Consider the following 23,502-nt stretch of genomic DNA (forward strand, 5'->3'; position numbering starts at 1 on the left):
CCCCTGACTTTTGCCGTCGAGCATATCCGGAAGTCAGGGGTTGCCTGATGGCTTGCCGGGTGAAACCTTCGAGCGGGTGGCTTGTTTCCGTCCCGTGTTCCCGCGACACGTGTTCCGTCAATCGCTTCTCGAAAGTGCTGGACCCATGATCGATCGGCAGGACCGGCTCTGGTACAAGGACGCCGTCATCTACCAACTGCACATCAAGGCGTTCTTCGACGCCGACAATGACGGCATCGGCGATTTCGCCGGCCTGACCCAGAAGCTGGACTATATCCAGGATCTGGGCGTAACGGCGGTGTGGCTTCTGCCCTTCTATCCGTCCCCGCTGCGCGACGACGGCTATGACATCGCCGACTATACCTCGGTCAACCCGACCTACGGGAACCTGGACGACTTCCGGCGCTTCATGGAGGAATGCCACAACCGCGGCCTCAGGGTGATCACCGAACTGGTCATCAACCACACCTCCGACCAGCATCCCTGGTTCCAGCGCGCGCGGGAGGCGCCTCCGGGCTCCAACCACCGCGACTATTATGTCTGGTCCGACAGCGACCAGAAATACCAGGGCACGCGCATCATCTTCTGCGACACGGAAAAGTCCAACTGGACCTGGGATCCGGTCGCCAACGCCTATTACTGGCACCGCTTCTATTCGCACCAGCCCGACCTGAACTTCGACAATCCCGAAGTTCTGGAGGAGGTGCTGAAGGTCATGCGCTTCTGGCTGGACATCGGGGTGGACGGGCTGCGGCTCGACGCGATCCCCTACCTGAAGGAGCGCGAGGGCACCAACAACGAGAATCTGCCGGAGACGCACGACGTCCTGAAGGCGATCCGCGCCGCACTGGATGCCGAGTATCCCGACCGCATGCTGCTGGCCGAGGCCAACCAGTGGCCGGAGGACGTGCTGCCCTATTTCGGCGATCCGGAGAAGGGCGGCGACGAATGCCACATGTCCTTCCACTTCCCGCTGATGCCGCGCATCTACATGGCGGTGGCGATGGAGGACCGGCATCCCATCGCCGATATCATGCGCCAGACCCCGGACATCCCGGCGGACTGCCAGTGGGCCATCTTCCTGCGCAACCATGATGAATTGACGCTGGAGATGGTCACCGACAGCGAGCGCGACTATCTCTGGAACTTCTACGCGGCCGACCGGCGCATGCGGATCAACCTGGGCATCCGCCGCCGCCTCGCCCCGCTGCTGGAGAACGACCGCCGCAAGATCGAGCTGCTGAACAGCCTGCTGATGTCGATGCCGGGCACGCCGGTGCTGTATTACGGCGACGAGATCGGCATGGGCGACAACATCTATCTCGGCGACCGCGACGGCGTGCGCACGCCGATGCAATGGTCGATCGACCGCAACGGCGGCTTCTCACGCGCCGACCCGGCCCGGCTCTACCTGCCGGCGGTGCTGGACCCGATCTACGGCTTCATGGCCGTCAATGTGGAGGCGCAGGCCCGCAACCCGTCCTCGCTGCTGAACTGGATGAAGCGGCTGGTCGCGGTGCGCAAGCAGCGCCAGAGCTTCGGCCGCGGCAGCTTCTCGCTGCTCTATCCCGGCAACCGCAAGGTTCTGGCCTATGTCCGCTGCATGGAGACGGAGAACGGGTCGGAGATCGCGCTGTGCGTCGCCAACCTGTCACGCTCGGCCCAGGCGGTGGAGCTGGACCTGAAAAACTGGAAGGGCCGCATTCCGGTCGAACTGCTGGGCCGGACGGTCTTCCCGCCGATCGGCGACCTTCCCTATCTGCTGACGCTGCCGGCCTATGGCTTCTACTGGTTCGCGCTGACCGCCGAGGCGGAACTGCCGACCTGGCACGAGACCCCGCCGGAACCGGTGCCGGACCTGCTGACCGTGGTGGTGCGCGACGGCTGGCACAGCCTCACCACCGGCAAGGCGGCGGACGAGCTGGGCCGCGACGTCCTGCAGGCCTTCCTGCCCAAGCAGCGCTGGTTCTCCGCCAAGGACCGCCGGATCACCCGCTCGCACGTCACCATGGCCGCCCAATTGCCCGGCCCCGGCGACGGTTTCATGCTGGTGCGCACGCAGGTGGGCCTCAGCGGAGTCGGCGTAGACGGCGATGCCGCCGAGCAGAGCTATTTCCTGCCGATGGCGATGAGTTGGGAGAATGGGGCGGGCGGCACCGGCTGGCCGCTGCTTCCCTACACGCTGGCCAAGGTGCGGCGGGGCCCCCGGACCGGCGCCATCTATGACGCGGTCCAGGCGGACAGCTTCGCGCTCGCCCTGATCGAGGCGCTGCGGCGCGGCGAGACGCTGCAGGCGATGTCCGCGCCGGGGATGGCCGGCAGCGGCAGCATCCGCTTCACCGCCACCGATGCGCTGGCCGCCATCGAGCTGTCGGACGAGACCGAGGTGCGGCGGCTGGGCGTGGAGCAGAGCAACACCTCCGTCCTGGTCGACAGCCAGATCGTGTTGAAGGTCCTGCGCCGGCTGGTGGAGGGCGAGCATCCCGAGGTCGAGATGGGCCGCTTCCTGACGGAGGTCGGCTTCGCCAACACCCCGGCCCTGCTGGGCACCGTGGAGCAGGTGGCGGCCGACGGTACGCCCACCGCGCTGGCGGTGGCGCAGGCCTTCGTCCGCAACCAGGGCGACGGCTGGGCCAGCACGGTGGAGGAGCTGGAACGCCAGCTGGAGGACATCCGCCTCGGCGTCGCCGGCACCACCGAGGACGCCTCCGAATCGGGCGAGCCTTTCGGCATGCATCTGGTGATGATGACCACGCTGGGGCAGCGCACCGCCGAACTGCACCGGGCGCTGGCGCAGTCCACCGGCAAGCCGGCCTTCGATCCGGAGCCGATCTCGGCCGAGGATGTGGCGGGTTGGGCCGCCGCCGCCCGCGCCCAGGCGGAGGCCGCCTTCGCCGCCCTGCCCGGAACGCTGGACCGTCTGCCGGCCGATGTGCGCGCCGACGCCGAACAGTTGCTGGCCCGCCGGGCCGAGGCGATGGGGCGGCTCGACGCGCTGGCGGGGATGCGGATCGACGGCGTCAAGACCCGCATCCACGGCGACTATCACCTGGGTCAGGTCGTGCGGGCGCAGAACGACTGGTACATCCTGGACTTCGAAGGCGAGCCGGCGAAGACGCTGGAGGAACGTCGCGCCAAGTCCAGCGCCCTGCGCGACGTGGCCGGCATGCTGCGGTCCTTCAACTATGCCGCCTGGGCGGCGCTGTTCCGGCTGGACAGCGCGGGCGAGGGCGCCAACAGCGGTGACAGCCCGGCGCTCGCCGCCGCCCTCGACTGGGAACGCCGCAGCATCGACTCCTTCCTCGACGGCTACCGCACGGCGATCGAGGGCTGTCCGGTCTGGCCCGCGGAGACCGGGGCGGGTGATGAGGCCGCGCGCGGCCTGCTGACCCTGTTCCTGCTGGAAAAGGCCTTCTACGAGATCGGCTACGAGGCGGCGAACCGGCCCAACTGGATCGGCATCCCGGTCAAGGGCGTGCTGGGCCTGCTCGACGATGCCAATGAGGCGGGCGCGAAGGGGTGAGAGGACAAATCCGCGGCGGGCATGGTGTGACGAAACCGCCGCGGGTATGTTCACGTCCGGAGAAGGCGACCCGGTGTCGACGCTTGCCCCCTCCCTAACCCTCCCCCGCAAACGCGGGAGAGGGGACTGCCGCCGCTTCGACGATTACTCCCTCTCCCGCGAAGCGGGGGAGGAATGGGGAGGGGGCAAAGCTTTTGCGGCGTTCCGGGCTGGACGGCGAGAGATCGACAGTCCATGAAGACGATAGGGCCTCCACGAAGAAGGGCACTTGGCCAATGGCGAGCGACATGACGACGGACACCCGCAAGGACCAGGCGCAGACCGGCGTCCCCGAAGGCCGTGACACCGAACAGCGCTCCACCGATCACCGGGCCGAGGCCCTGCGCGCGGCGGCGGACGCCATCGCGCGGGCCGACCATGGCGATCCCTTCGCCGTGCTCGGCATGCAGCAGGAGGCCCCCGGCCGCCCGGTGGAGGTCCGCGCCTTCGTGCCCGGCGCAGAAAAGCTGTGGGTGATCGACAGCGCCACTGGCGAACCGGCGGGCGAGGCCGAGCGCATCCACCAGGACGGCTTCTACCTCGCGGTGATGCCCGACCGGACGGAGCGCTTCCGCTATCGCCTGCGCGCCCAATACCCGCTGGCGACCCAGGAGTTCGAGGACGCCTACCGCTTCGGCAACATGCTGGGCGAACTGGACGTCCATCTGCTGGCCGAGGGCACCCACCTGCGCAATTACGAGAAGCTGGGCGCCCACCCGCGCGAAGTCGACGGCGTCGCCGGTGTCTCCTTCGCGGTCTGGGCGCCCAGCGCCCGCAGCGTCAGCGTCGTCGGCGACTTCAACAACTGGGATGGCCGCCGCCTGCCGATGCGCCGCCGTGTAGAGGTCGGCGTCTGGGAAATCTTCGTTCCCGGCGCCCATGCCGGCCAGCGCTACAAGTTCGAGATCCGCGGTCCCAACGGCAACCTGATGCCGGCCAAGGCCGATCCCTACGCCTTCCAGGCGGAGATGCGCCCGGCCACCGCCTCGGTCGTCCACGGCCTGCCCTCCTACGAGTGGCGGGACCAGGAGTGGCAGAGCCGCAAGCTCGCCACCTCCGACCGCACCGCGCCGATCTCGATCTACGAGGTCCATCTGGGTTCCTGGGCGCGGGTGCCGGAGGAGGACAACCGCTTCCTGACCTATCAGGAGCTGGCCGAGCGGCTGATCCCTTACGCCAAGGACATGGGCTTCACCCATATCGAGCTTCTGCCGATCACCGAGCATCCCTTCGACGGCTCCTGGGGCTACCAGCCCATCGGTCTCTATGCGCCGACCGCCCGCCACGGCTCGCCGGAGGATTTCAAGGATTTCGTCAACGCCTGCCACCGCGCCGGCCTGGGCGTGCTGCTGGACTGGGTGCCCGGCCATTTCCCGACCGACCCGCATGGGCTGGGCGATTTCGACGGCACGCATCTCTATGAGCATGCCGATCCGCGCCAGGGCTTCCACCAGGACTGGAACACCCTGATCTACAATTTCGGCCGGACGGAGGTGCAGAATTTCCTGCTGGGCAACGCGCTGTTCTGGCTCGACCATTACAAGCTGGACGGGCTTCGCGTCGATGCCGTCGCCTCCATGCTCTATCTCGACTACAGCCGCAAGGAAGGGGAGTGGGTCCCCAACAAGTTCGGCGGCCGCGAGAACCTCGAATCCATCGCCTTTCTGAAGCGCATGAACGAGCTGGTCTATGGCCAGCAGCCGGGCGCGATGACGGTGGCGGAGGAATCGACGTCATGGCCGATGGTGTCGAAGCCCACATATCTCGGCGGTCTCGGCTTCGGCTACAAATGGAACATGGGGTGGATGCACGACACGCTGCATTACATGCAGAACGACCCGATCCACCGCCGCTACCATCACCACCAGATGACCTTCGGGCTGATCTATCAGTTCTCCGAAAACTTCGTGCTGCCGCTCAGCCATGACGAGGTTGTTCACGGCAAGGGCTCGCTCATCAACAAGATGCCGGGCGACGACTGGCAGAAGTTCGCCAACCTGCGCGCCTATTACGGCTTCATGTTCGCCCATCCCGGCAAGAAGCTGCTGTTCATGGGCGGCGAGTTCGCCCAGTGGAGCGAGTGGAGCGAAGCGCGGAGCCTGGACTGGCATTTGCTGGACCAGCCCATGCACCGGGGCATGCGCGACCTCGTGCGCGACCTGAACGGCGTCTACCGTGAACTGGAGCCGCTGCACAAGACCGACTGCGACCCGTCCGGCTTCGAGTGGATCGAGTCGAACGACAACGAGAACTCAGTCTTCACCTTCCTGCGCAAGGCCGACGAGTCCGGGCACATCGTCATCGCGGTGTGCAACTTCACGCCGGTGCCGCGCCAGGGCTACCGCGTGGGCGTTCCGCTTCCCGGCCGTTACGTGGAGCGGATCAACACCGACGACGGCAAATACGGCGGCAGCGGCGTCGGCAACCCCGGCGGCGGCGTCTACGCCGAGGAAGTTCCCTGGCACGGCCGAACCCACTCGCTCGACCTGACCATCCCGCCGCTGTCCACGCTGATTTTGGAGCGGAAGGCGGAGTAGCAAATTCAACCCTCTCCCGAGACGGGAGAGGGTGGCGCACGTGACAACCCGCCATCGTTGCCAACCTTCCTTGACGGCGATGGGCGAAGGCTTTCTTATTGGATCCCTTGCGTCTTTTCAGGGAACCGGTGAGACGTGCGCTGGCTGATAGTCGATAGGAACCCCGTTCCCTCCAATGACGACGCGATGCGGACCCGCCGGTCTAACCGTGAGGCGCTGTGCCGCCAGGGCCGTGAAACAATGGAACAGTCTCTGAAAACTGTTTCATACCGTTTCAAACGTTCCATTCGTAGCCGGTCCGGCGATCAGATAACCCTCTCCCCCCTGGGGAGAGGGTGGCCCGGAGGGCCGGTGAGGGGGACGCGCGGCGACCGTCCGCGGGCGAAAGCCGGGTCCCGGTCTCCTGCAAATCTCTACCCCGGGTCCCCCTCATCCAACCCTCTCCCCGCTTTCGGCGGACCTTTGGTCCGCCTGTCGCGTCAGCGCAAACTATGTTTGCGCATGAGCGGGGGGGGGAGGGCTTGTCCGCAGTTCCTTTCCAATAGACAGGCCGCCCGCTGATGCCCCCCACCCCCGCCCGCACCCCGGTCTGGCCCGGCAAGCCCTATCCGCTCGGCGCCACCTGGGACGGGTTCGGCGTCAACTTCGCGATCTTCTCCGCCAATGCCGAGCGGGTGGAGCTTTGCCTGTTCGACAAGACCGGCCAGCGCGAGCTGGAACGGGTCACCCTGCCCGAGCACACCGACGAGGTCTGGCACGGCTACCTGCCCGATGCCCGCCCCGGCCTGCTCTACGGCTACCGCGTCCATGGACCCTACGAGCCGGAGGAGGGGCACCGCTTCAACCCCAACAAGCTGCTGATCGACCCCTATGCCAAGGCGCTGTTCGGCGGCTTCAAATGGTCGGATGCCCATTACGGCTACCGGGTCGGCTCGACCAAGGAGGACTTATCCTTCGACCGGCGCGACAATGCCCGCGGCATGCCGAAATGCCGGGTGGTGGACGGCGCCTTCACCTGGGGGCATGACCGCCACCGCCGGGTGCCCTGGACCGAGACGGTGCTGTACGAGACCCATGTCCGCGGCTTCACCATGCGCCACCCGGACGTGCCGGCCCATCTGCGCGGCACCTTCGCCGGCATGTCGACCCAGAGCGTGATCGAGTATCTGCGGGCGCTCGGCATCACCTCGGTGGAGTTCCTGCCGGTCCAGGCCATCGCCGACGAGCAGCATCTCGTCACCCGCGGCATGACCAACTACTGGGGCTACAACACCATCGGCTTCTTCGCGCCGGAGCCTCGCTACATGACCACCGGCGTCCTGTCGGAGTTCAAGACGATGGTCGCCCGCCTGCACGAGGCGGGGATCGAGGTGATCCTCGACGTCGTCTACAACCACACCGCCGAGGGCAACCATCTGGGGCCGACCCTGTCCTTCAAGGGCATCGACAATCTCAGCTATTACCGGCTGATGCCGGACAACCCGCGCTACTACATCAACGACACCGGCACCGGGAACACCCTGAACCTCAGCCACCCGCGCGTGGTGCAGATGGTGATGGACAGCCTCCGCTACTGGGTGACGGAGATGCATGTCGACGGCTTCCGCTTCGACCTCGCCACCGTGCTGGCGCGGGAGCCCTACGGCTACGACCCCGGTTCCGGTTTCCTCGACGCCGTGCGGCAGGACCCGGTGCTGGCCGACGTGAAGCTGATCGCCGAGCCTTGGGACGTCGGTCCCGGCGGCTATCAGGTCGGCAATTTCCCGCCGGGCTGGGCGGAGTGGAACGACCGCTACCGTGACACCGTGCGGCGCTATTGGCGCGGCGACGACGGCATGCTGCCGGAACTGGCCGGTCGCGTCGCCGGCTCCGCCGACCTGTTCGAGAAGCGCGGGCGCCGGCCCTGGGCCAGCGTGAACTTCATCACCGCCCATGACGGCTTCACCCTGCACGACCTCGTCGCCTACAACGACAAGCACAACTGGGCGAATGGCGAGGAGAACCGCGACGGACATTCCGCCAACTGCTCGTGGAACCACGGGGCGGAGGGCGAGACCGACGACCCCGGCATCAACGAACTGCGGGCGCGGCAGAAGCGCAACCTGCTGGCCACGCTGATGCTGTCGCAGGGCACGCCGATGATGCTGGCCGGCGACGAGCTGGAGCACAGCCAGGACGGCAACAACAACGCCTATTGCCAGGACAACGACATCACCTGGCTGGACTGGGCGAAGCGCGACGGGGCGCTGGTGTCCTTCGTCCGCCGGCTGATCGCGCTGAGGCGCGCCCACCCGGTCCTGCGCCGCCCCACCTTCCTGCATGGGCGCGAGACCGCGGCCAACGGGCTGAAGGACATCGTCTGGTACAATGCCCAGGGTGTCGAGAAGACCGCCGAGCATTGGCGCAACACCCAGGCGCGCTGCATCGTCCTGCTGCTGAACGGCCGCGCCGGCACCCATACCGGGCCGGACGGGCAGCCGCTGTCCGACGGTGTGATGCTGATCGTGCTGAACGCCCATGCCGACATCCTGACCGTCACCCTGCCGGACGTGCCGGGCGGCCGGGGCTGGCGGTGCGTGCTCGACACCCGCGTCGCCGACGGGGCGGGGGACGAACGCCTGCATCTGGCCGGCCGGTCGGTACTGGTCGACGGGCGGACGGTGCTGGTCTTCACCCTGGTGGAACAGGCGGGGATGTGAGTGGAGGCGCGGCGGCACGGCATGGGCCGCCGCCTGCGGTCCTTTGCCCACTGGTCTTTTCCCCGGTGAAGATGCTACCGCGACGGTCGGAGACAATGCGTGTTACCCTGCGGGACGTGTTGCCGTCACGATCGCAGCGGAGCTTCGGGTAGGGCGATGCCGGATTACGATTTCTCGCAGGTCGACGCCGCGATCATCGACAGCCAGCTCAACACCGCGCGCGTGTTCCGCGACGTGCTGATCCGCCTGGGCTTCCGCCGGGTGGAGCTGTTCGATTCGGTGAGGGCCGCCGCCGGGCTGCTGACCGCCGCCATGCCGGATCTGCTGCTGCTCGACGCCGACGGCGAGGATTCGGAGGCCTTCCGCTTCATCCGCGCCCTGCGCAACGAACCGGCCGTGCCGAACCCCTTCGCCTGCGTCATCGTCACCACCTGGGCGCCGACTCCGGCACTGCTGACCCGCGTCACGAATGTCGGCGGCGACGATCTGCTGATGAAGCCGGTGTCGCCCAAGCAGGTGCGCGACCGGATCGTCAGCCTGATCGAGGCGCGCAAGGGCTTCGTCGTCACCGCCGACTATACCGGCCCCGACCGCCGCAAATCCCCGCGCGATGGCGCCCAGGTGCCGGTTCTGGACGCGCCCAACACGCTCCGCCTGAAGGCAGTCGGCCAATGGACCCAGTCCGGCGCCCGCATGCAGTTGAACGAAGCGATTTCGACCGTCACCACCCAGAAGCGGCTGCGCGCCAGCATCCAGGTCGCCTTCCTGGTGGAATTCGCCCTGGACGGGCTGGCGCGACGGGCGCCGGACCGCATGGCCATCGACCATGTCGGCCGCATCGGCGGCTTCCTGGACGATCTGCTGCGCCGGCTGGGCGAGGACGGCGACCATGCCCCAGTTGAGGCGGTGGCCCGCGCCGTCAAGACACTGGCCGACAAGGTCCGCGCCGCCGCGGAGTGCGGACCGGTCCCCGTCGACGACCGGGAGCAGTTGCAGGCCCTGTCGCGCGCCCTGATGCAGGCCGTCGATCCCGACCGCCCGCTGGAGGCGATGACGCGCGAGGTGTCCGCCGCCGTCTCCGGCTACCGCAGCCGGCTGGAGCAGATCGCCCAGGCCAAGGCGGCCGCCGCTGCCCTGCCAGCGGTCCCCGCCGACGACGCTTCCGCCGCCGCCCCGCCGCCGGGTGCCGGAGGGCAGGCGGCATCCGCCCTTCCGGTCGGGTGACGTGGGAGGCGCCGATGGCATAGGCCGCCGGTCTGCATTGACGCCGCGCGCCGCACCCGCCACTCCCTTAGCCCCAACACCCATTCCGTACAATCCGCGGGGACCCTGCATGAGTGATCTCGACCGGCTGGCCGATCTGCTTGGACTAGAACCCCTCTATCACGACATCTGGGGCAACCGGCGCGAGACCTCCGCCGCCACCAAGCGGGCGCTGGTCGCCGCCATGGGGTTGGCGGCTGCCACGGACGAGGAGGTCGCCGCCAGCCTGCGCACGGTGGAGCGGCGGTCCTGGAGCCGCCTGCTGCCGCCGGTCCTGGTCACCGGGGAAGGGCAGGGGATCGGGCTAGGCATCGCCCTGCCTGCCGGTTTGGATGACGCTACGCTGGTTTGGGAACTGACACCGGAGGGCGGGGTCGCCCAGGGCGGCAGCGTCACGGTCCGCGACCTGCCGGTGGAGGAGCGTGCCACGCTGGACGGCACGGCCTATGAGCGCCGCGCACTTGGGGGGCTGCTGCCGGTGTCGCTGCCCATCGGTTATCACCGGCTGGTGGTGCATGTGGAGGCCCATGGTGGCGCCGGTCCATCCGGTGCCACCACCCTGATCGTGGCGCCCGACCGCTGTGTGACGGTGGAGGAGATGGTGCCGGCCGGCCGCTGCTGGGGCATCGGGCTGCAGGTCTATGCCCTGCGGTCCGGCCGCGATTGGGGCATGGGGGATTTCGGCGATCTTTCCGGCTTCGCCGAAGTCGCCGGCCGGCTGGGCGCCGGGCTGGTCGGGCTGAACCCGCTGCATGCCCTGTTCCCGGCCGACCCGAACCATATCGGCCCCTATTCGCCGTCCAGCCGCCAATTCCTCAACATTCTCTACATCGACCCGTCCTCCGTTCCCGAGTTGGCGGATGCCGACGACCTGCGCGCCCGGATCGCGGCCCCCGCCTTCCAGTCCTCGTTGGCCGCAGCACGGCAGGCGGAATTGGTCGATTACCCCGCGGTCGCCGCGCTGAAGCTTCCGGTTCTGGAAGGGCTGCACGCCCGATTCCGCAGCCTTCCCGACAGCCATCCCCGCAAGGCAGCCTACGCCCGCTTCCGGCAGGAGATGGGGGCGGCGCTTGATCGCCACGCCCTGTTCGATGCCCTGCACGAGCATTTCTTCCGCAAGGACCCATCGCTGTGGATGTGGCGCAGCTGGCCGGCAGCCTTCCAGGACCCGGGGAGCGCCGAGGTTGCCGCCTTTGCCGCCGACCATGCCGACCGTGTCGATTTCTTCGCCTGGGCACAGTTCGAGGCCGACTGCCAGTTGGGGGAGGCGGCTGCGCGCGGTCGTTCCGCCGGTCTTGCCATGGGCTTCTACCGCGACCTCGCCGTAGCCGCCCATCCCGGCGGCGGTTCCGCCTGGGCTGATCCGTCGATGCTGGTGCAGGGCGCCAATGTCGGCGCGCCGCCCGACCAGTTCAACCTGAAAGGCCAGAACTGGGGCTTGGCGCCGTTGTCGCCGCTGGGCCTGCGCGAGGCCGCCTACCGCCCCTTTGTCGAGCTTCTGCGCGCCAACATGCGCCATGCGGCGGCGCTTCGCATCGACCATGTGATGGCGCTGCAGCACCTGTTCTGGATCCCGGAGGACGGCAGCGACGGCGCCTATGTCGCCTATCCCTTCCACGACCTTCTGCGCATCGTGGCGCTGGAGAGCCGCCGCAACCGCTGCGTCGTGATCGGCGAGGATCTGGGCACCGTTCCGGAAGGCTTCCGGCCGGCTCTGGAGCAGGCCGGCATCCTCAGCTACCGCGTGCTGTATTTCGAACGCACCGTCGACGGCGGCTTCAAGTCTCCCGGCGAGTATCCCGCCGGGTCCATGGCGACGGTCAGCACGCATGATCTGGCACCCTTCAAGGGCTTCTGGACCGGCCGCGACCTCGATTGGCGCCAGCGTCTCAGCCTCTATCCCGATGATGCCAGCCGGGACAAGGACCGCTGGGACCGCGGTGTCGACCGCTGGCGCCTGTTGCAGGCCCTTTCCCGCGAGGGGCTGCGCCCGGACAGCTATCCCACCGACGATGGCGACCAGCCGTTCCGCGTCGAACTGTCGGCCGCTGTCCACGCCTATCTGGCACACACCCCGTCGCGTATCGTGATGGTTCAGATCGAGGACGCGCTGGCGGACGACGAACAGCCCAACCTGCCCGGCACCGTCGACCAGCATCCGAATTGGCGTCGCCGCCTTCCTCGTATGTTGGAGGAATTGGAGGCCGACGACGACCTCCGCCGGATCATCGCGCCCATGGCGGGCGCTGTTCCACGCTGAGTGAAAGGCGCCGCCGGTCCAGGGAAAAACCGGACCGGCGGTCAACGCCCCAAAAAAAAGTGCATCGGAAGCGAAAAAAGCTCTTCACAGCCCGGCACGTGGTCGCTATAAACCCGCCCACACCACGGGGCACGGCAAGCGAGCCGCCCCGGTGACGGTCTGGGGGATCGTCTAGCGGTAGGACAGCGGACTCTGACTCCGCCAGCCTAGGTTCGAATCCTAGTCCCCCAACCACCCTTTCCCGAGCAAAATCAACACGTTAGGCCCGCCCCACGGTGGGCCTTTTGCATTTGAGCGTGTTGCAACGTGTCGCAACGCTATCCCGTTGATCCGCAACGATTTCCAACCGCTACGAGGCGTTTGGGCGCAACACGGATGCAACACGGTCGGGGTGGTCTCGTTCTCTGCCTGTTCTGGACATTCCGCCCTTCATGACGGCCCGCCCAAGAGCCGAGCCTGAAGCTGTGCCATCGCTTCCCGGTCGTCGTCCGGGGAGGGGAACAGGTGACCGTAGATGTCGTAGGTCACCGTGATGCTGGAGTGGCCCATCAACGCCTGGACCTTCTTCGGCCCCCAGCCGGCTTCGATGAACAGCGAGGCGGCGGCATGGCGCAGGGAGTGGAAGGGATAGGGCGGATCGGTGGCTTCCTTCGCCATCAGTCCGCAGGCGCGCAGCAGCGGGTAGTAGCCCTGCCGCAGCAGGTTGGTATGCAGGATCACTGAACCCTGTTCAGAGGGAAACACAAGGTCCAACTCCGTGTTCGGGCAGACCAGTCGCCACTCTTTCAGGGTGTTCACCACCAGCGGCGCCAGCGGGATGTCTCGGCGGCCGGCCTTGGACTTTGGTGGCCCGAGCTTCTGATATCGGTCCGCTCGCTCCCTGACGCGGATCAGGCCGGCCTTGAGGTCGATATTCGACCACCGCAGGCCCCGCAGTTCGGATGCCCGCATGCCGGTGAAGATCGCCGTCACGATCAGGGGGCGCCAGGGGATAGGTGCAATGCGCTGCGGTCGTCCTTGCCCAGCGACCCAGCGGCCGAGCGTCACGCGGCTCAGAGGGTGCGTTTCCGGCACTTTGGCCAGCAGGGCGCGGATATCCGCCTTCGGCGGGATCGGCGCGTCCTCCTCATCCTCAATCCGCCGCTTGTCAACGCTGACAGCTTCAGCCGGGTTCTGAGCGATCAGCCCCTTGCGGCGGGCGACCTTCAGAATTCCTTTCAAGCTGGTCAGGACCGCCCGTGCCATCTGGCGGGAGCGGGTGCGGACCAGTTCGTCCTTGAACGCCTCCACCTTGGGCGTGGTGAGCTGCGACAGCTTCGTCTCGCCGATCAGCGGGACGATATGCAGGCGCATGTGCTGGTCACGTTGGGTGATCGTGCTGGCCTCCAGCCCGTCGGTCTGGCCGGCCTTGATCCATAACTCAGCTGCCGCGGCCACCGTCACCGACACTGAGTCAGGCGTGTGGATGCCGACGGCCACCTCAGCACGGGCTTTCGTTTCGAAAGCGTCGGCTTCCTTCTTCGTCCTGAATTGTCGGGACCGTCGATGTCCCGTCTGATCCTTGTAATCGACCTGCCAGACAGCCTTACCGCTGGGCAGGGTGCGCTTGCGTACGGATGCCATAAAGTCCCGTCCTCTGCTTCGGCTAAAACGCCCCGTTAACGGACATTGACAGGCGTTACGGGGTTGTAGCCCTATTTCATTGTTGCCTGCAACCAGAAAAAGGGCTACAACCCTATTACGGACGCGGCGACGCCGAACGAGAGGAAAGAAATGCCCAAGCTCCGCGCGACGATTTCGGAAATGTCGAGGATATTCGGCCCGCCAGAAAGTGCAATTGAGGAATACTGCAAACCTCTAACGAAAGAAAAGTTGATAACCACAGGAGGGCGTGGAAAAGGCGCGCCTGATATAACTATTGATGACTGTGCAAAAATATTGACCGTAATGATGGCGGGAAGTCCAAAGCATGCTCTTCAGAAATTTGAAGAATACGGATCTATAAGGACCGACTTATCCAATCCGTATATGTGCAATAAGACATCAGAATTTGTGGCTAATGAGCTTGCTCTTTCTAAAGAGCACAATTTTATTGAAATGCTTTCTGCTCTCATAAAACTATCATCTGATATAGAAAATTACTACGATATTGTTGATAATGTTAGAAAGGCTTCAGGGGTCGATCCAATATTTAGCCAGAAGCCGGAGGTCAAGCAAAAGGATAGTATGCCGCTAACGCTAACTATCCATGTGTCGCATCAGCGACCAAAGGCTCATGTATATTTCGGATCAGTAGTTGGATTTGGTGGTCCAAGGCCAGGATTTTTTTATTTTACCGAAGATTTTATATCGAACCCAAGCATGAGAAGCGCTGATATGGATCAGATCGTTGAAATAACTGGATTTGGCTTGCTTCGTCTCGCGTACTTCATGCGTGGCATGGATTTCGAGAAGATACGCTATGGAACATCAGAGTAAAGGAGTAAAGAAGTGAGTGCGCAATCCTCGCTGGATGAGATTTGGCATAAGGTGGCAAAGGCTACCATCGCGAAGCCAAGCCCGCAAAACGGGATAGCAATCGCAACGCATGTTGGGGAACACTTGGCCGACCGTCTGGCCGACGAGTTGGCAGACATGCTGGCGCAAGTGATGCCTTCCGCAATAGTAAAGACAATCGGCAATGATGTCTTGCCAGGGGCGGAGAAGATTGCAGAGTTCGTTTATGGAACTGCTGAGGACCGTCGAAAGGTCTACCATCTCGCTCAGACCAGCAAAATCCCGGTCTTTCGAATGGGTGCTCTGGTCTGCGCTCGGAAATCTACGCTGCTGCGTTGGATCGCCGACCAGGAAGCCAAGGTCGGTGGAGTCCCCTGATGAATTCGCGACCGGCCGGCATGGTCGGTAGGGCCAACCGTTGGCGCGAGACAGCCCTACCGCCGTACTTTCGGTCGCCACTGACGTAGCAATCTAACTCACCCATCGCTTAGGAGAGCGACCAATGAGCGAGCCTTTTATGGCCGCAAGGCCTTCGTGCGTCCAGAACTCATACGGGGCACAAACGGGCAACATCCCGAATATCATCGCCTTCAACGGCGTTCCGGTGATGACCACTGAACGACTGGCGCATGCGTATGGGACTGACCCGCAGCGCATCATCCAGAATTACAATCGGAACAAGGCCCGGTTCGTTCAAGACGTGCACGTTATACGCGTGACCGGCTCCGCGCTTCGTCAACTCAAAGCTTCATATCCAAATGACATCGACCCCTGCGCTCCGTCCGTCCTGCTGTGGACTGAGCGTGGCGCACTGGCTCATGCCAAGATCCTCGAAACCGATGAGGCATGGCAGGTCTATGATCGGCTCGTCGACACCTACTTCGCCGTCAAGGAAGGGCTGATCGAGCCGCCGGCCAAGAAGGTCACCACCCCGCGGCTCAGCGGCGCCCTGCTGCGCGAACTGACGTCCTTCCCCGACAAGCTGCGCGCGGCCTTCCCGTCTCTGTCTGAGACTTCGCTCCAGGCGGCCTTCAGCCGGTTAAGCGGTCAGGTGCTTGGCGAGCCGCTGATCCCGCTCCCGCGCCTGGAGGGGCGGTTCTACACGGCGGGAGACATCGCAACGGAGCATGACATCTCCATCAACCGGGTGGGACGGATCGCCAACGAGGCCGGCATTCCCCGCGACGACTCGACCGGGGAGATGCGGCTCGGCCAGTCCGAACACAGCAGCCGACAGGTAGAGCACTGGCGGTGGAACGCTCATGGCAAGTCGCTGGTGGACGCTGCCATCCTGGAATGGAAGACGCGGGGTGTTTCGGCCGACGTGAAGCGCTGACGGAGGCCGGCATGACGACGTTCAACGCCGACCGCTTCGCGAAGGTTCTCGCGCTGGCGAGCAGTGATCACGATGGGGAGGCGTTGGCGGCGCTGCGCAAGGCGCGGGACATGCTGAAGGCGGCGGGCAAGACCTTCTCCGATGTAATCGCGGAGGAGGCACCCGTCGTCGTGTATGCCCAACCGACAGCCCCGACCTTCACCGACATCTTCACCGGCTTTGAAGACCGGATGGAGGAGATGGAGCCGGGTTGGAAGGCCAAGCGGGCGGCAGAACAGGCGGAGCGCACTCGTAAGCGGGCCGCCTACCGGAAAGCCGTAATCGAGAAATACGGGTCTGCGGAGGCTGCCGTCGCTCCCTGCTGGCGGGAGCAGAAGGTGCGCGCTGCGCTCGGCTCCCTGATCACTCCCTGCGAGCAGCCGTGGGCACGCTGGACCCATCATATCGAGAACATTGGGCACTGCGGTGACTTCTTCGGCTTCAAGGAGGTGTCACAACAGGTCCGGGCGGCCATTGAAACGGCCTATACGCTTCCGACCACCATCCAGGATGCCCACGCCGAATATGAGGCATGGCGCGAACGGGAGCGTGAAATCGAAGCGGCCGAGAACTGGCAGACCGGCGACACGGCCCTTGACCTTGCCGCCTACGGTCGGATGGAGCGGGTGCGGATGCTGCTGGAGACGGAGCTGCCCGCCCGCGATCTCTCCGACCTGCTGTTCCGCTCCCGCTACTACCGCGCCTTGGAGTGCCAGGACGACCGGATCGAGGCAGCCATCCACCGTGACCTTGAGTCGCTGGTGATGCACGCCCCGCATGCGACATCCGTTGGTGCGCCACCGAGCCGCCGACCACGCAAGACGAAACCCAAGGCCGCCACTGCGCCGGCCGATCCGAGACAGCGGGACTTGTTCCCTGAAAATGGAGCGACCCCATGACCATCACTGAGACAGGGGCGCAGTGGCACGAAGCCCGCGCCACATTCATCGAGCGTATCGACGCGCTGGACGCGCATGGCGAAGCAGTCGGGCACACGGTCAAGCTGACCGATGACCGCTATGGACTGTCGTCCGGCTGGCGCGGCGTCGCCCTGGAGATCGAGCGGAACGCCAACGATGAAACCCTGACCATGAAGGTGATGGGCTGATGCACGCGCTATGGAAGAAACCAACCGATGACGGGACCTTTACGGGCGGGTCCTGGATCGACACGGGCGGGCTGTCGCTGGACAACCTGACGACACAGGACGTGATGGAGCTTGCCCGGTCGACCGACACCGCGGAAGCCTCCATCTATTGGCGGATCGACTTCGGCCGGCTGGTGCCGCTGAGTTGCTTCGCCATCCTCAACCACAACGGGACGGTACAGGCGAAGCGCCGGCACGTCGTCACCAACAGCCCCACCAACAGCGGAACGCCCGTCTACGATACCGGCATGGAGCGGATGCGGGTGGCCACCGAGATTTGGGGCGCCCGCCCGTTCGGCGCTTTCTCTTTCGACGGCATCGACACGGCGGCTTATCCCGGCGGTACCATCGACCTGCATTTCTCCCCCTCCACCGTCTACGGGCGATATCTCTTCACCTACGTGAGCGACGTCGACAACCCGGCCGGCTATTTCCAGGCGGGCCGCTTCATGGCGGGTGAGGCTTGGTCGCACCGGGTGAAGTACGGGTTTCAGGTCCGGACAGTGGACCCGAGCGAGACCCGCCGGACCCGCGGCGGCCGGCGCCTGGTTAGACGCCGTCCGTGCTACCGGACCATGACGATGACCTTCGAGGCGATGACCGAGCGGGACGCCTTCGCGACGGGCTTCGAGATTGAAAACCAACTCGGCAAGGATGGGGATTTCCTGCTGGTCTACGACCAGAACGACGACCCATCCATCCAGTTTCGCCGAACCATCTACGCCGCGCTGGTCGATACCGCCGGCATCACCACCACGTCGCACCAGCGTTATGGCTGGTCGATGAATGCGGAGGAACTGATCTGATGGCCACTTTCAACGGGAGAGACTGGACGGTGGCCGATATGCTGCCGTTCAAATACGTGGAGAATTGGGACGCCTTTTTTGACGACGTGATCGCGGAGATGGATGCGCGGTCGGAGGGGGTGGGGGAGGCGTCAGAAGCCGCCATAGCCGCCGCCGCACTGGTGGCGCCTGCTGTACCCATCGTCACCGCCGCCCGCGACCAAGCCGTAGCCGCGGCCAACACCGCCGCCGGCATCGTCCAGCACGTCCAGCCGTCCGAGATCGCCGGCATCGACCCAATCATCGACTTCCCGTTCTCCGGCCCGGCGGCCGTCCCTTCGGGCGTCATCACCGGATCAAGCGGCAAGTGGGTGATGGGGCAAAACGGCCTGCTGACCTACGTTGCCAGCGGGACAGCGCCCATCGAATACGCCCCCGTAACATCGGCATTACGCGGGCTGCGGATTGAGGAAAGCCGGGTCAACCGGGTGATGTATTCCGCCGCCTTCGACAACGCCGCCTGGACGAAGTTTGGCGCTACCGTCTCTCCCAATGTCGCCTTCGCCCCTGACGGGACATTCACCGCAGACAAACTGATCGACGATACGTCCACAGGGGTTCACGCCGCCTATCAGGCAGCTACAGTCCCGGCAGGCGTCATCTGCGGGTCCGTCCATGCGTCGGCTGCTGAGCGCAGCAAAGGCGAGGTGATGCTCTACAACGACACTGACGGTATTTTCGTCAGTGCCTATTTCGACTTGGCCACTGGCACCATTGCCATGAACTCGGGCACCGGGTCGTGCGGGATTGAGGTGGTCGGCAACTACTATCGACCGTGGGTGTCCGGCACCACCGCCGCGGCGAACAGCCGCCTCTATGTGCGTCTGCGGAATAACTCCGGCGGTACGTCCTACGCGGGGGATGGCTCCAGTGGCATGTATGTGTGGGGCACGCAGGTTGAAGCGGGTTCTTTCCCAACCTCCTACATCCCCACCACCTCATCCACCGTCACCCGCGCCGCAGACGTCAACACCCTACTGCTGTCCAATGTCAGCGGGTGGAACCCAAACGAGGGGGCGATCTATGCCAGCGGAACCGCGCCGCCCATGCTCCCATCCGGAGCGGCGCAAGTCTTGTGGCAGATCGACGGCGGGTCTCCCGCGAACCGGCTCCTTGTGCAGCGCGGGTCGGATGGCGGACTCTCTGCGTACAGCATCGTCGGCGGGTCGGTGGTGGCCGTCACGTTCCTTGGAATTCTGGCCAACAACAGCCCATTCAAGGTGTCATTTGGCTGGAAGGCGGGAAGTTTTGCCGCATCGCTGAACGGCGGAGGAGCCGTGACCGCAAGTGGCGGCGCAATCCCGACTGGGTTGACGACATTGCGCATAGGGCACGATACGGCGGGGTATCACCTGAACGGCTGGCTGTCGCGTCTAACCGGCTTCTCCCGCCGCCTGGCTGACCCGATCCATCCACTCCTGACCGCGTGAGGTCCCCATGCCTGTCCTGAGACTGCGCGCGGACACTGAGGCCGCGCTGATTGAAGCCCTACCGATGCTGCGGGCGACCGACGAGGACGGCGCTCCGTGCTGGATGACCGCCGGCCCGCTGTGCGACCTGGACCCCATCGGTCCGCTCGCTCTGACCGCCCCTGTGGTCGACCCCGAGACCGGAGAGGTGACGGAGCCTGCCGTCGTGGATGAGCGCTTCCACGCCAACATCCGCGGCCCGCGCCGTGGCTCCGATCCTGCCGAGTGGGCGGCCATCGTCGAGGCCGCTGCGCCCTACACCCTCTCCGAAGTCAACAATCCTCGCCGGAGGTTCATGCTGTGACCCTTCCCCTCGCAGGCACCTACCGCGCCGGCCTGATGGCGCCACTTGACAAGGAGCGGGTCGACGCGGTGCCGGGCATCCAAACAGCCCTGACGACGGCACAGGCTGGCGTCACCTCGTCCATTCAGCAGGGTCTCCACACGATCTGGCTCCCCGCCACCGGCATGATCGGCCGCACGACCAGCGGCCCGGTCTACAACGCCACGGAGACCAGCACCAACAAGGTGATGGTGGCCGGCTACGACTACGACCCCAACACGGCGCAGTACGGCCAATTCGCCATCGCCATGCCGAAAAGCTGGGATCGCGGGACGGTCTCCGCGCAGTTCGTGTGGACTGCGGCATCTGGCAGCGGCGCAGTCGTGTGGGGCATCCAGGGCTTGGCCGTGGGCGATGGCGATGCGCTTGATGCGGCATTCGGAATGGCCGTCACCGTGACGGACGCCTTGCTATCCGCCAACCAAGCTCACCTGACCAGCGCCACGTCGGCCATGACCATCGCCGGCAGTCCCGCCGCCCTGGATACCGTCATCCTGCAGGTCTACCGCGACGCGGCGGCCGGTGGCGATACGCTGTCCGCATCGGCCCGCCTGATCGGCGTAAGGCTGTACCTGACGATCAACGCACAGACGGACGCCTAAGCCATGCTCATAAACCCTCTCAGCATGTCTGCAACCCTGCCGACGCGGCGGGGGTGGTCGGCGTTTCGGATGGTCTTTCTCTCGCGGGCCTCCCCTACATCAGATTATGTGCTGCGTGAACTGAGGTTCTTGTCCGGCAGCGCACAACTGCCGGGCGGGAACATGGAGGGAGACAACATCCCGGCGCCGCTTGTTGCATCCGCTTCCAGCTATTCCAGCAGTAATTTTCCGTGGAAAGCGTTTGACGGCACTTACGCAAACTTCTGGTCGTCCAGTATGCCTGACAGCAACGGCCAGCCTTGGTTGCAGGTCTACCTTGGGCCGCAGCGGCTATTTGGCGTGAATGGTGTGTACATGAACGCGGAGGGGGCCGGCGCCGCTCCGACAGCATTCCAAGTGCTTGGCTCCCAGGACCTCGCTACATGGACACTGATCGGCTCAGTATCAGGGCTGTCTTGGTCTGATAACGAAGAAAAAGTCATAAAGTGGTAGCCCGCGACAAGACTCCAGAACGATCCCCCATAGGCCGCCAGAGTGCGGCCTTTTATATGCCCGGAGTTCCGACCATGACGACACAGACAAACGGCGCGCTCCAGATCGACCAGAATGGCGCCATCATTGATGCCATCCTGAAGCGCGAAGGGTGGCCACGCTACACCAACCGGCAGAGCGACCGCGGCGGCCCGACAAAGGGCGGCATCACCCTTGATACGCTGGCCTCATGGCGCAAGCGCCCGGTCACCGCGGCCGACGTTGCCGCTCTGGACGAGGCGGAGGTGCGGGCGATCTACCGCTCCCGCTACGTCGATGGGCCGGGCTTTTCCAGCATCGCGGATGCCGATCTGCGCGAACTGGTCATCGACAGTGGTGTGAACCACGGAACCGGGCGCGCCTCTGCGTGGCTCCAGGACGCCGTCAACGATGTTGCCGGTCGGCCGCTTCTGAAGGTGGACGGTGCGGTCGGACCCAAGACGCTGGCGGCGGTCAACGGCGCTGACGCGGCCGAGCTGTGGCGGTCTGTCTTCGCCAACCGCATGCGGTTCTATGGCCAGATCATCACCGGTGACGCGCGGAAGCGCGGGCGGACCGAAGACGATGCACTGAACGCCGCCGGGTGGCTCAACCGGCTGGCCGAGTTCATCGACCGGTAGGCACAACCGCCGGGATACTGAACCGGCCGGGCGATTTCGGCGGCAAAATCGGGAAACCGCCTAGGGTTTCCAACAGTTTCGGCTAGGCGACTCCACCGCCAGACAGTCGCAACCTTGAGTTATGCCCGCGTGCCCGCGCCTGACGCCAGATCAAAGCGCCCTGGAGGGCTGACAGAGTGAGAAAACTCGTTGAGACCTTACGCCTTGGGGGTAGGCCGCATGCCGCCCCCTTATCGGCCGCACGCGATGCCCTGTGCGCAAACGGCATCAGCAAGGGCGTGACGCTGATCCTGTCCGACGATTGGGCGGAACTGGAGGCGCTGAACGCCCGGCACCGTGACGGCTGGTTCCCACTCCTCCCCCGTCCGGCCGATGCTCCCGCGTTCTGGATCGGTGCCGCGGACGCGGATGGGGAGATAGTGGCCACGCATGGCGTGGTTCTGCTGGACTGCGCCGGCACCAGCATAGGGGAGCGCATCAGCGACTTATCGGCATTCCACGCCCATGTCGCAGCACCCGGCGGGGAGTGGGCTTTCTGCGCGTCCGGGGCGGCGCTGGAGACGTCCGGGGCGGTCGCTTGGATCGTGGCCGGCTGGAACCGCCCGGACTGGCGGGGCTGTGGGCTGTTCCATCTGCTGGGCGCCACGGCGCGGCTTGTGGCGATGGACCGCTGGTCGCCGCGGTGGGTGGTGGGGCTGGTCGATCCGGAGACGGTGCCTGTCTGGTCCCGCCGGTGCGCCGGCCGGGCGCTGTTAGAGCCACGGCCCGCGGTTCTCTATCACCAAGACGGCGTCGGCCGGTTGCCTCTCCACTTCATGCGGTGGAGCCGGGAAGCGGTCATCCTGGACCTGAAGGACACCGCCTCTGCATCTGCGTCCGTACGTACGTAGACACGGACGGAATTTCCCACAGCGGGAAGTTTGGGGCGTCACTCGACGGAGACGTTGAAGCCGAACCACCGCCGGGACATCTCCGCCGTGGTGCCGTCCTGTGCGGCGTCCGAGATTGCGCGGGAGAACCTGGAGGACAGGGCGTCGCCCTTCCGCACGGCAACGGCAACGCCGCTCCCAAGGGCGCCACGGATGAAGTCCGGGCCGGCGGCCTTCACGGTCGGCCCGATGGCTTCCACCGCGGACCGGGCGCCTAGCATCGCATCCACCCGCCCCGCTGCCAGATCAAGCGCGGCGTGGTCCAGGCGGTCATAGGTCCGAACCGTAGCGCCGGGGAAATACGCCTCCATCATCTTGGCGTGGATCGTGGATGTCTGGACGGCGACAACCTTCCCATTCAGCGACTTCGCCACCAGACCGACCGCGTCGGATCGGTCAGCCGACAGGTCCACCCTCCCCACCGTGGGGATGGTCAGGTCTGAACCGGGGCGGACGGCGAATACCGCGGGATCGGCCGCATAGGCGCCGCTGAAGTCCACCACCTTCGCCCGGTCGGCTGTGATGCTGACACCCGCCATGACAGCATCGTATTTGCCCTGCTGCAGGCCGGGGAGGATGCCGTCCCAATCCTGCGCCACCACTTCGCACTCCACGGCCATCCGGCGGCACAGATCGTGCGCTAGATCGACCTCAAACCCGACCAGCCGGCCGGCGGGATCGGTGGCGTTCCACGGCGCAAAGGCGCCTTCGGTGGCGATGCGCAGACGTTGCGGTTCGGGCTTGGCCAGCGACACGGAACCGAAGGCGATGGACGCGATAAGGGCAACGCCAGCGGCGATGATAGCGGGCTTGTTCATGGCGGC

The 23,502-nt window shown here is 65.5% G+C and carries 19 protein-coding genes and 1 tRNA gene; 18 read left to right on the forward strand and 2 right to left on the reverse strand.

The features are described 5' to 3' along the window. Positions 1 to 145: 145 nt before the first annotated feature. From treS to FZ983_RS30360, 6 genes are all read left to right on the forward strand, one after another. Positions 146 to 3,523 carry a maltose alpha-D-glucosyltransferase gene (gene treS, locus FZ983_RS30330; protein WP_149228281.1) on the forward strand — a complete coding sequence of 1,126 codons (3,378 nt, stop codon included), beginning with the start codon at positions 146 to 148 and terminating at the stop codon, positions 3,521 to 3,523. A 287-nt stretch (positions 3,524 to 3,810) separates the two neighbouring features. Further along, on the forward strand, positions 3,811 to 6,099 hold the full coding sequence (gene glgB, locus FZ983_RS30335; protein WP_247884045.1) for a 1,4-alpha-glucan branching protein GlgB: 2,289 nt from the start codon (positions 3,811 to 3,813) through the stop codon (positions 6,097 to 6,099). 560 nt (positions 6,100 to 6,659) lie between these two features. Further along, positions 6,660 to 8,798, forward strand: a complete 2,139-nt coding sequence (glgX, locus tag FZ983_RS30345) for a glycogen debranching protein GlgX (RefSeq protein ID WP_149228283.1) — start codon at positions 6,660 to 6,662, stop codon at positions 8,796 to 8,798. A gap of 156 nt (positions 8,799 to 8,954) precedes the next feature. Then, on the forward strand, positions 8,955 to 10,022 hold the full coding sequence (locus FZ983_RS30350) for a response regulator (protein WP_149228284.1): 1,068 nt from the start codon (positions 8,955 to 8,957) through the stop codon (positions 10,020 to 10,022). A gap of 109 nt (positions 10,023 to 10,131) precedes the next feature. Further along, on the forward strand, positions 10,132 to 12,321 hold the full coding sequence (gene malQ / locus FZ983_RS30355; RefSeq protein ID WP_149228285.1) for a 4-alpha-glucanotransferase: 2,190 nt from the start codon (positions 10,132 to 10,134) through the stop codon (positions 12,319 to 12,321). 160 nt (positions 12,322 to 12,481) lie between these two features. Further along, a tRNA-Gln gene (locus FZ983_RS30360) sits at positions 12,482 to 12,555 on the forward strand. 195 nt (positions 12,556 to 12,750) lie between these two features. On the opposite strand, the gene FZ983_RS30365 is transcribed toward FZ983_RS30360, so the two are convergent. Next, positions 12,751 to 13,944 (reverse strand): site-specific integrase, encoded by a 1,194-nt coding sequence (locus FZ983_RS30365; RefSeq protein ID WP_149228286.1) that lies wholly within the window; start codon positions 13,942 to 13,944, stop codon positions 12,751 to 12,753. Between the two features lie 150 nt (positions 13,945 to 14,094). Here FZ983_RS30365 and FZ983_RS30370 point away from each other — a divergent pair, with 150 nt between their 5' ends. From FZ983_RS30370 to FZ983_RS30425, 12 genes are all read left to right on the forward strand, one after another. Continuing rightward, entirely contained in the window at positions 14,095 to 14,799 is a 705-nt protein-coding gene (locus FZ983_RS30370) for a hypothetical protein (protein ID WP_149228287.1), read from the forward strand. Positions 14,800 to 14,811: 12 nt separating this feature from the next. Continuing rightward, positions 14,812 to 15,195: a hypothetical protein gene (locus FZ983_RS34540; RefSeq protein WP_211103014.1), complete on the forward strand. Its 384-nt coding sequence runs from the start codon at positions 14,812 to 14,814 to the stop codon at positions 15,193 to 15,195. A 124-nt stretch (positions 15,196 to 15,319) separates the two neighbouring features. Continuing rightward, on the forward strand, positions 15,320 to 16,153 hold the full coding sequence (locus FZ983_RS30380) for an ORF6N domain-containing protein (RefSeq protein WP_211103015.1): 834 nt from the start codon (positions 15,320 to 15,322) through the stop codon (positions 16,151 to 16,153). 11 nt (positions 16,154 to 16,164) lie between these two features. Continuing rightward, entirely contained in the window at positions 16,165 to 17,091 is a 927-nt protein-coding gene (locus FZ983_RS30385; RefSeq protein ID WP_149228288.1) for a hypothetical protein, read from the forward strand. Continuing rightward, positions 17,088 to 17,300, forward strand: coding sequence for a hypothetical protein (locus tag FZ983_RS30390; protein WP_149228289.1), 213 nt, complete (start codon positions 17,088 to 17,090; stop codon positions 17,298 to 17,300). The genes FZ983_RS30385 and FZ983_RS30390 overlap by 4 nt, the downstream gene beginning before the upstream one ends. Continuing rightward, on the forward strand, positions 17,300 to 18,145 hold the full coding sequence (locus FZ983_RS30395) for a hypothetical protein (protein ID WP_149228290.1): 846 nt from the start codon (positions 17,300 to 17,302) through the stop codon (positions 18,143 to 18,145). Before FZ983_RS30390 ends, FZ983_RS30395 begins: the two co-directional genes overlap by 1 nt. Beyond that, positions 18,145 to 19,614, forward strand: coding sequence for a hypothetical protein (locus FZ983_RS30400; RefSeq protein ID WP_149228291.1), 1,470 nt, complete (start codon positions 18,145 to 18,147; stop codon positions 19,612 to 19,614). Before FZ983_RS30395 ends, FZ983_RS30400 begins: the two co-directional genes overlap by 1 nt. 7 nt (positions 19,615 to 19,621) lie before the next feature. Next, positions 19,622 to 19,957 carry a hypothetical protein gene (locus tag FZ983_RS30405; RefSeq protein ID WP_149228292.1) on the forward strand — a complete coding sequence of 112 codons (336 nt, stop codon included), beginning with the start codon at positions 19,622 to 19,624 and terminating at the stop codon, positions 19,955 to 19,957. Then, on the forward strand, positions 19,954 to 20,598 hold the full coding sequence (locus FZ983_RS30410) for a hypothetical protein (RefSeq protein ID WP_149228293.1): 645 nt from the start codon (positions 19,954 to 19,956) through the stop codon (positions 20,596 to 20,598). Before FZ983_RS30405 ends, FZ983_RS30410 begins: the two co-directional genes overlap by 4 nt. Before the next feature lie 3 nt (positions 20,599 to 20,601). Beyond that, positions 20,602 to 21,090 carry a discoidin domain-containing protein gene (locus FZ983_RS30415; protein ID WP_149228294.1) on the forward strand — a complete coding sequence of 163 codons (489 nt, stop codon included), beginning with the start codon at positions 20,602 to 20,604 and terminating at the stop codon, positions 21,088 to 21,090. 74 nt (positions 21,091 to 21,164) lie between these two features. After that, entirely contained in the window at positions 21,165 to 21,749 is a 585-nt protein-coding gene (locus FZ983_RS30420; protein WP_188092580.1) for a glycosyl hydrolase 108 family protein, read from the forward strand. Positions 21,750 to 22,027: 278 nt separating this feature from the next. Beyond that, the gene (locus FZ983_RS30425; RefSeq protein ID WP_149228296.1) at positions 22,028 to 22,639 is read left to right on the forward strand and encodes a hypothetical protein; all 612 of its coding nucleotides are present in this window, start codon (positions 22,028 to 22,030) and stop codon (positions 22,637 to 22,639) included. A 38-nt stretch (positions 22,640 to 22,677) separates the two neighbouring features. Here the strand turns inward: FZ983_RS30425 and FZ983_RS30430 are convergent, their stop codons facing one another. Next, positions 22,678 to 23,496 (reverse strand): transporter substrate-binding domain-containing protein, encoded by an 819-nt coding sequence (locus tag FZ983_RS30430; protein WP_149228297.1) that lies wholly within the window; start codon positions 23,494 to 23,496, stop codon positions 22,678 to 22,680. Positions 23,497 to 23,502 lie beyond the last annotated feature (6 nt).

Source organism: Azospirillum sp. B21 (assembly GCF_008364825.1).
Lineage (GTDB): Bacteria > Pseudomonadota > Alphaproteobacteria > Azospirillales > Azospirillaceae > Azospirillum.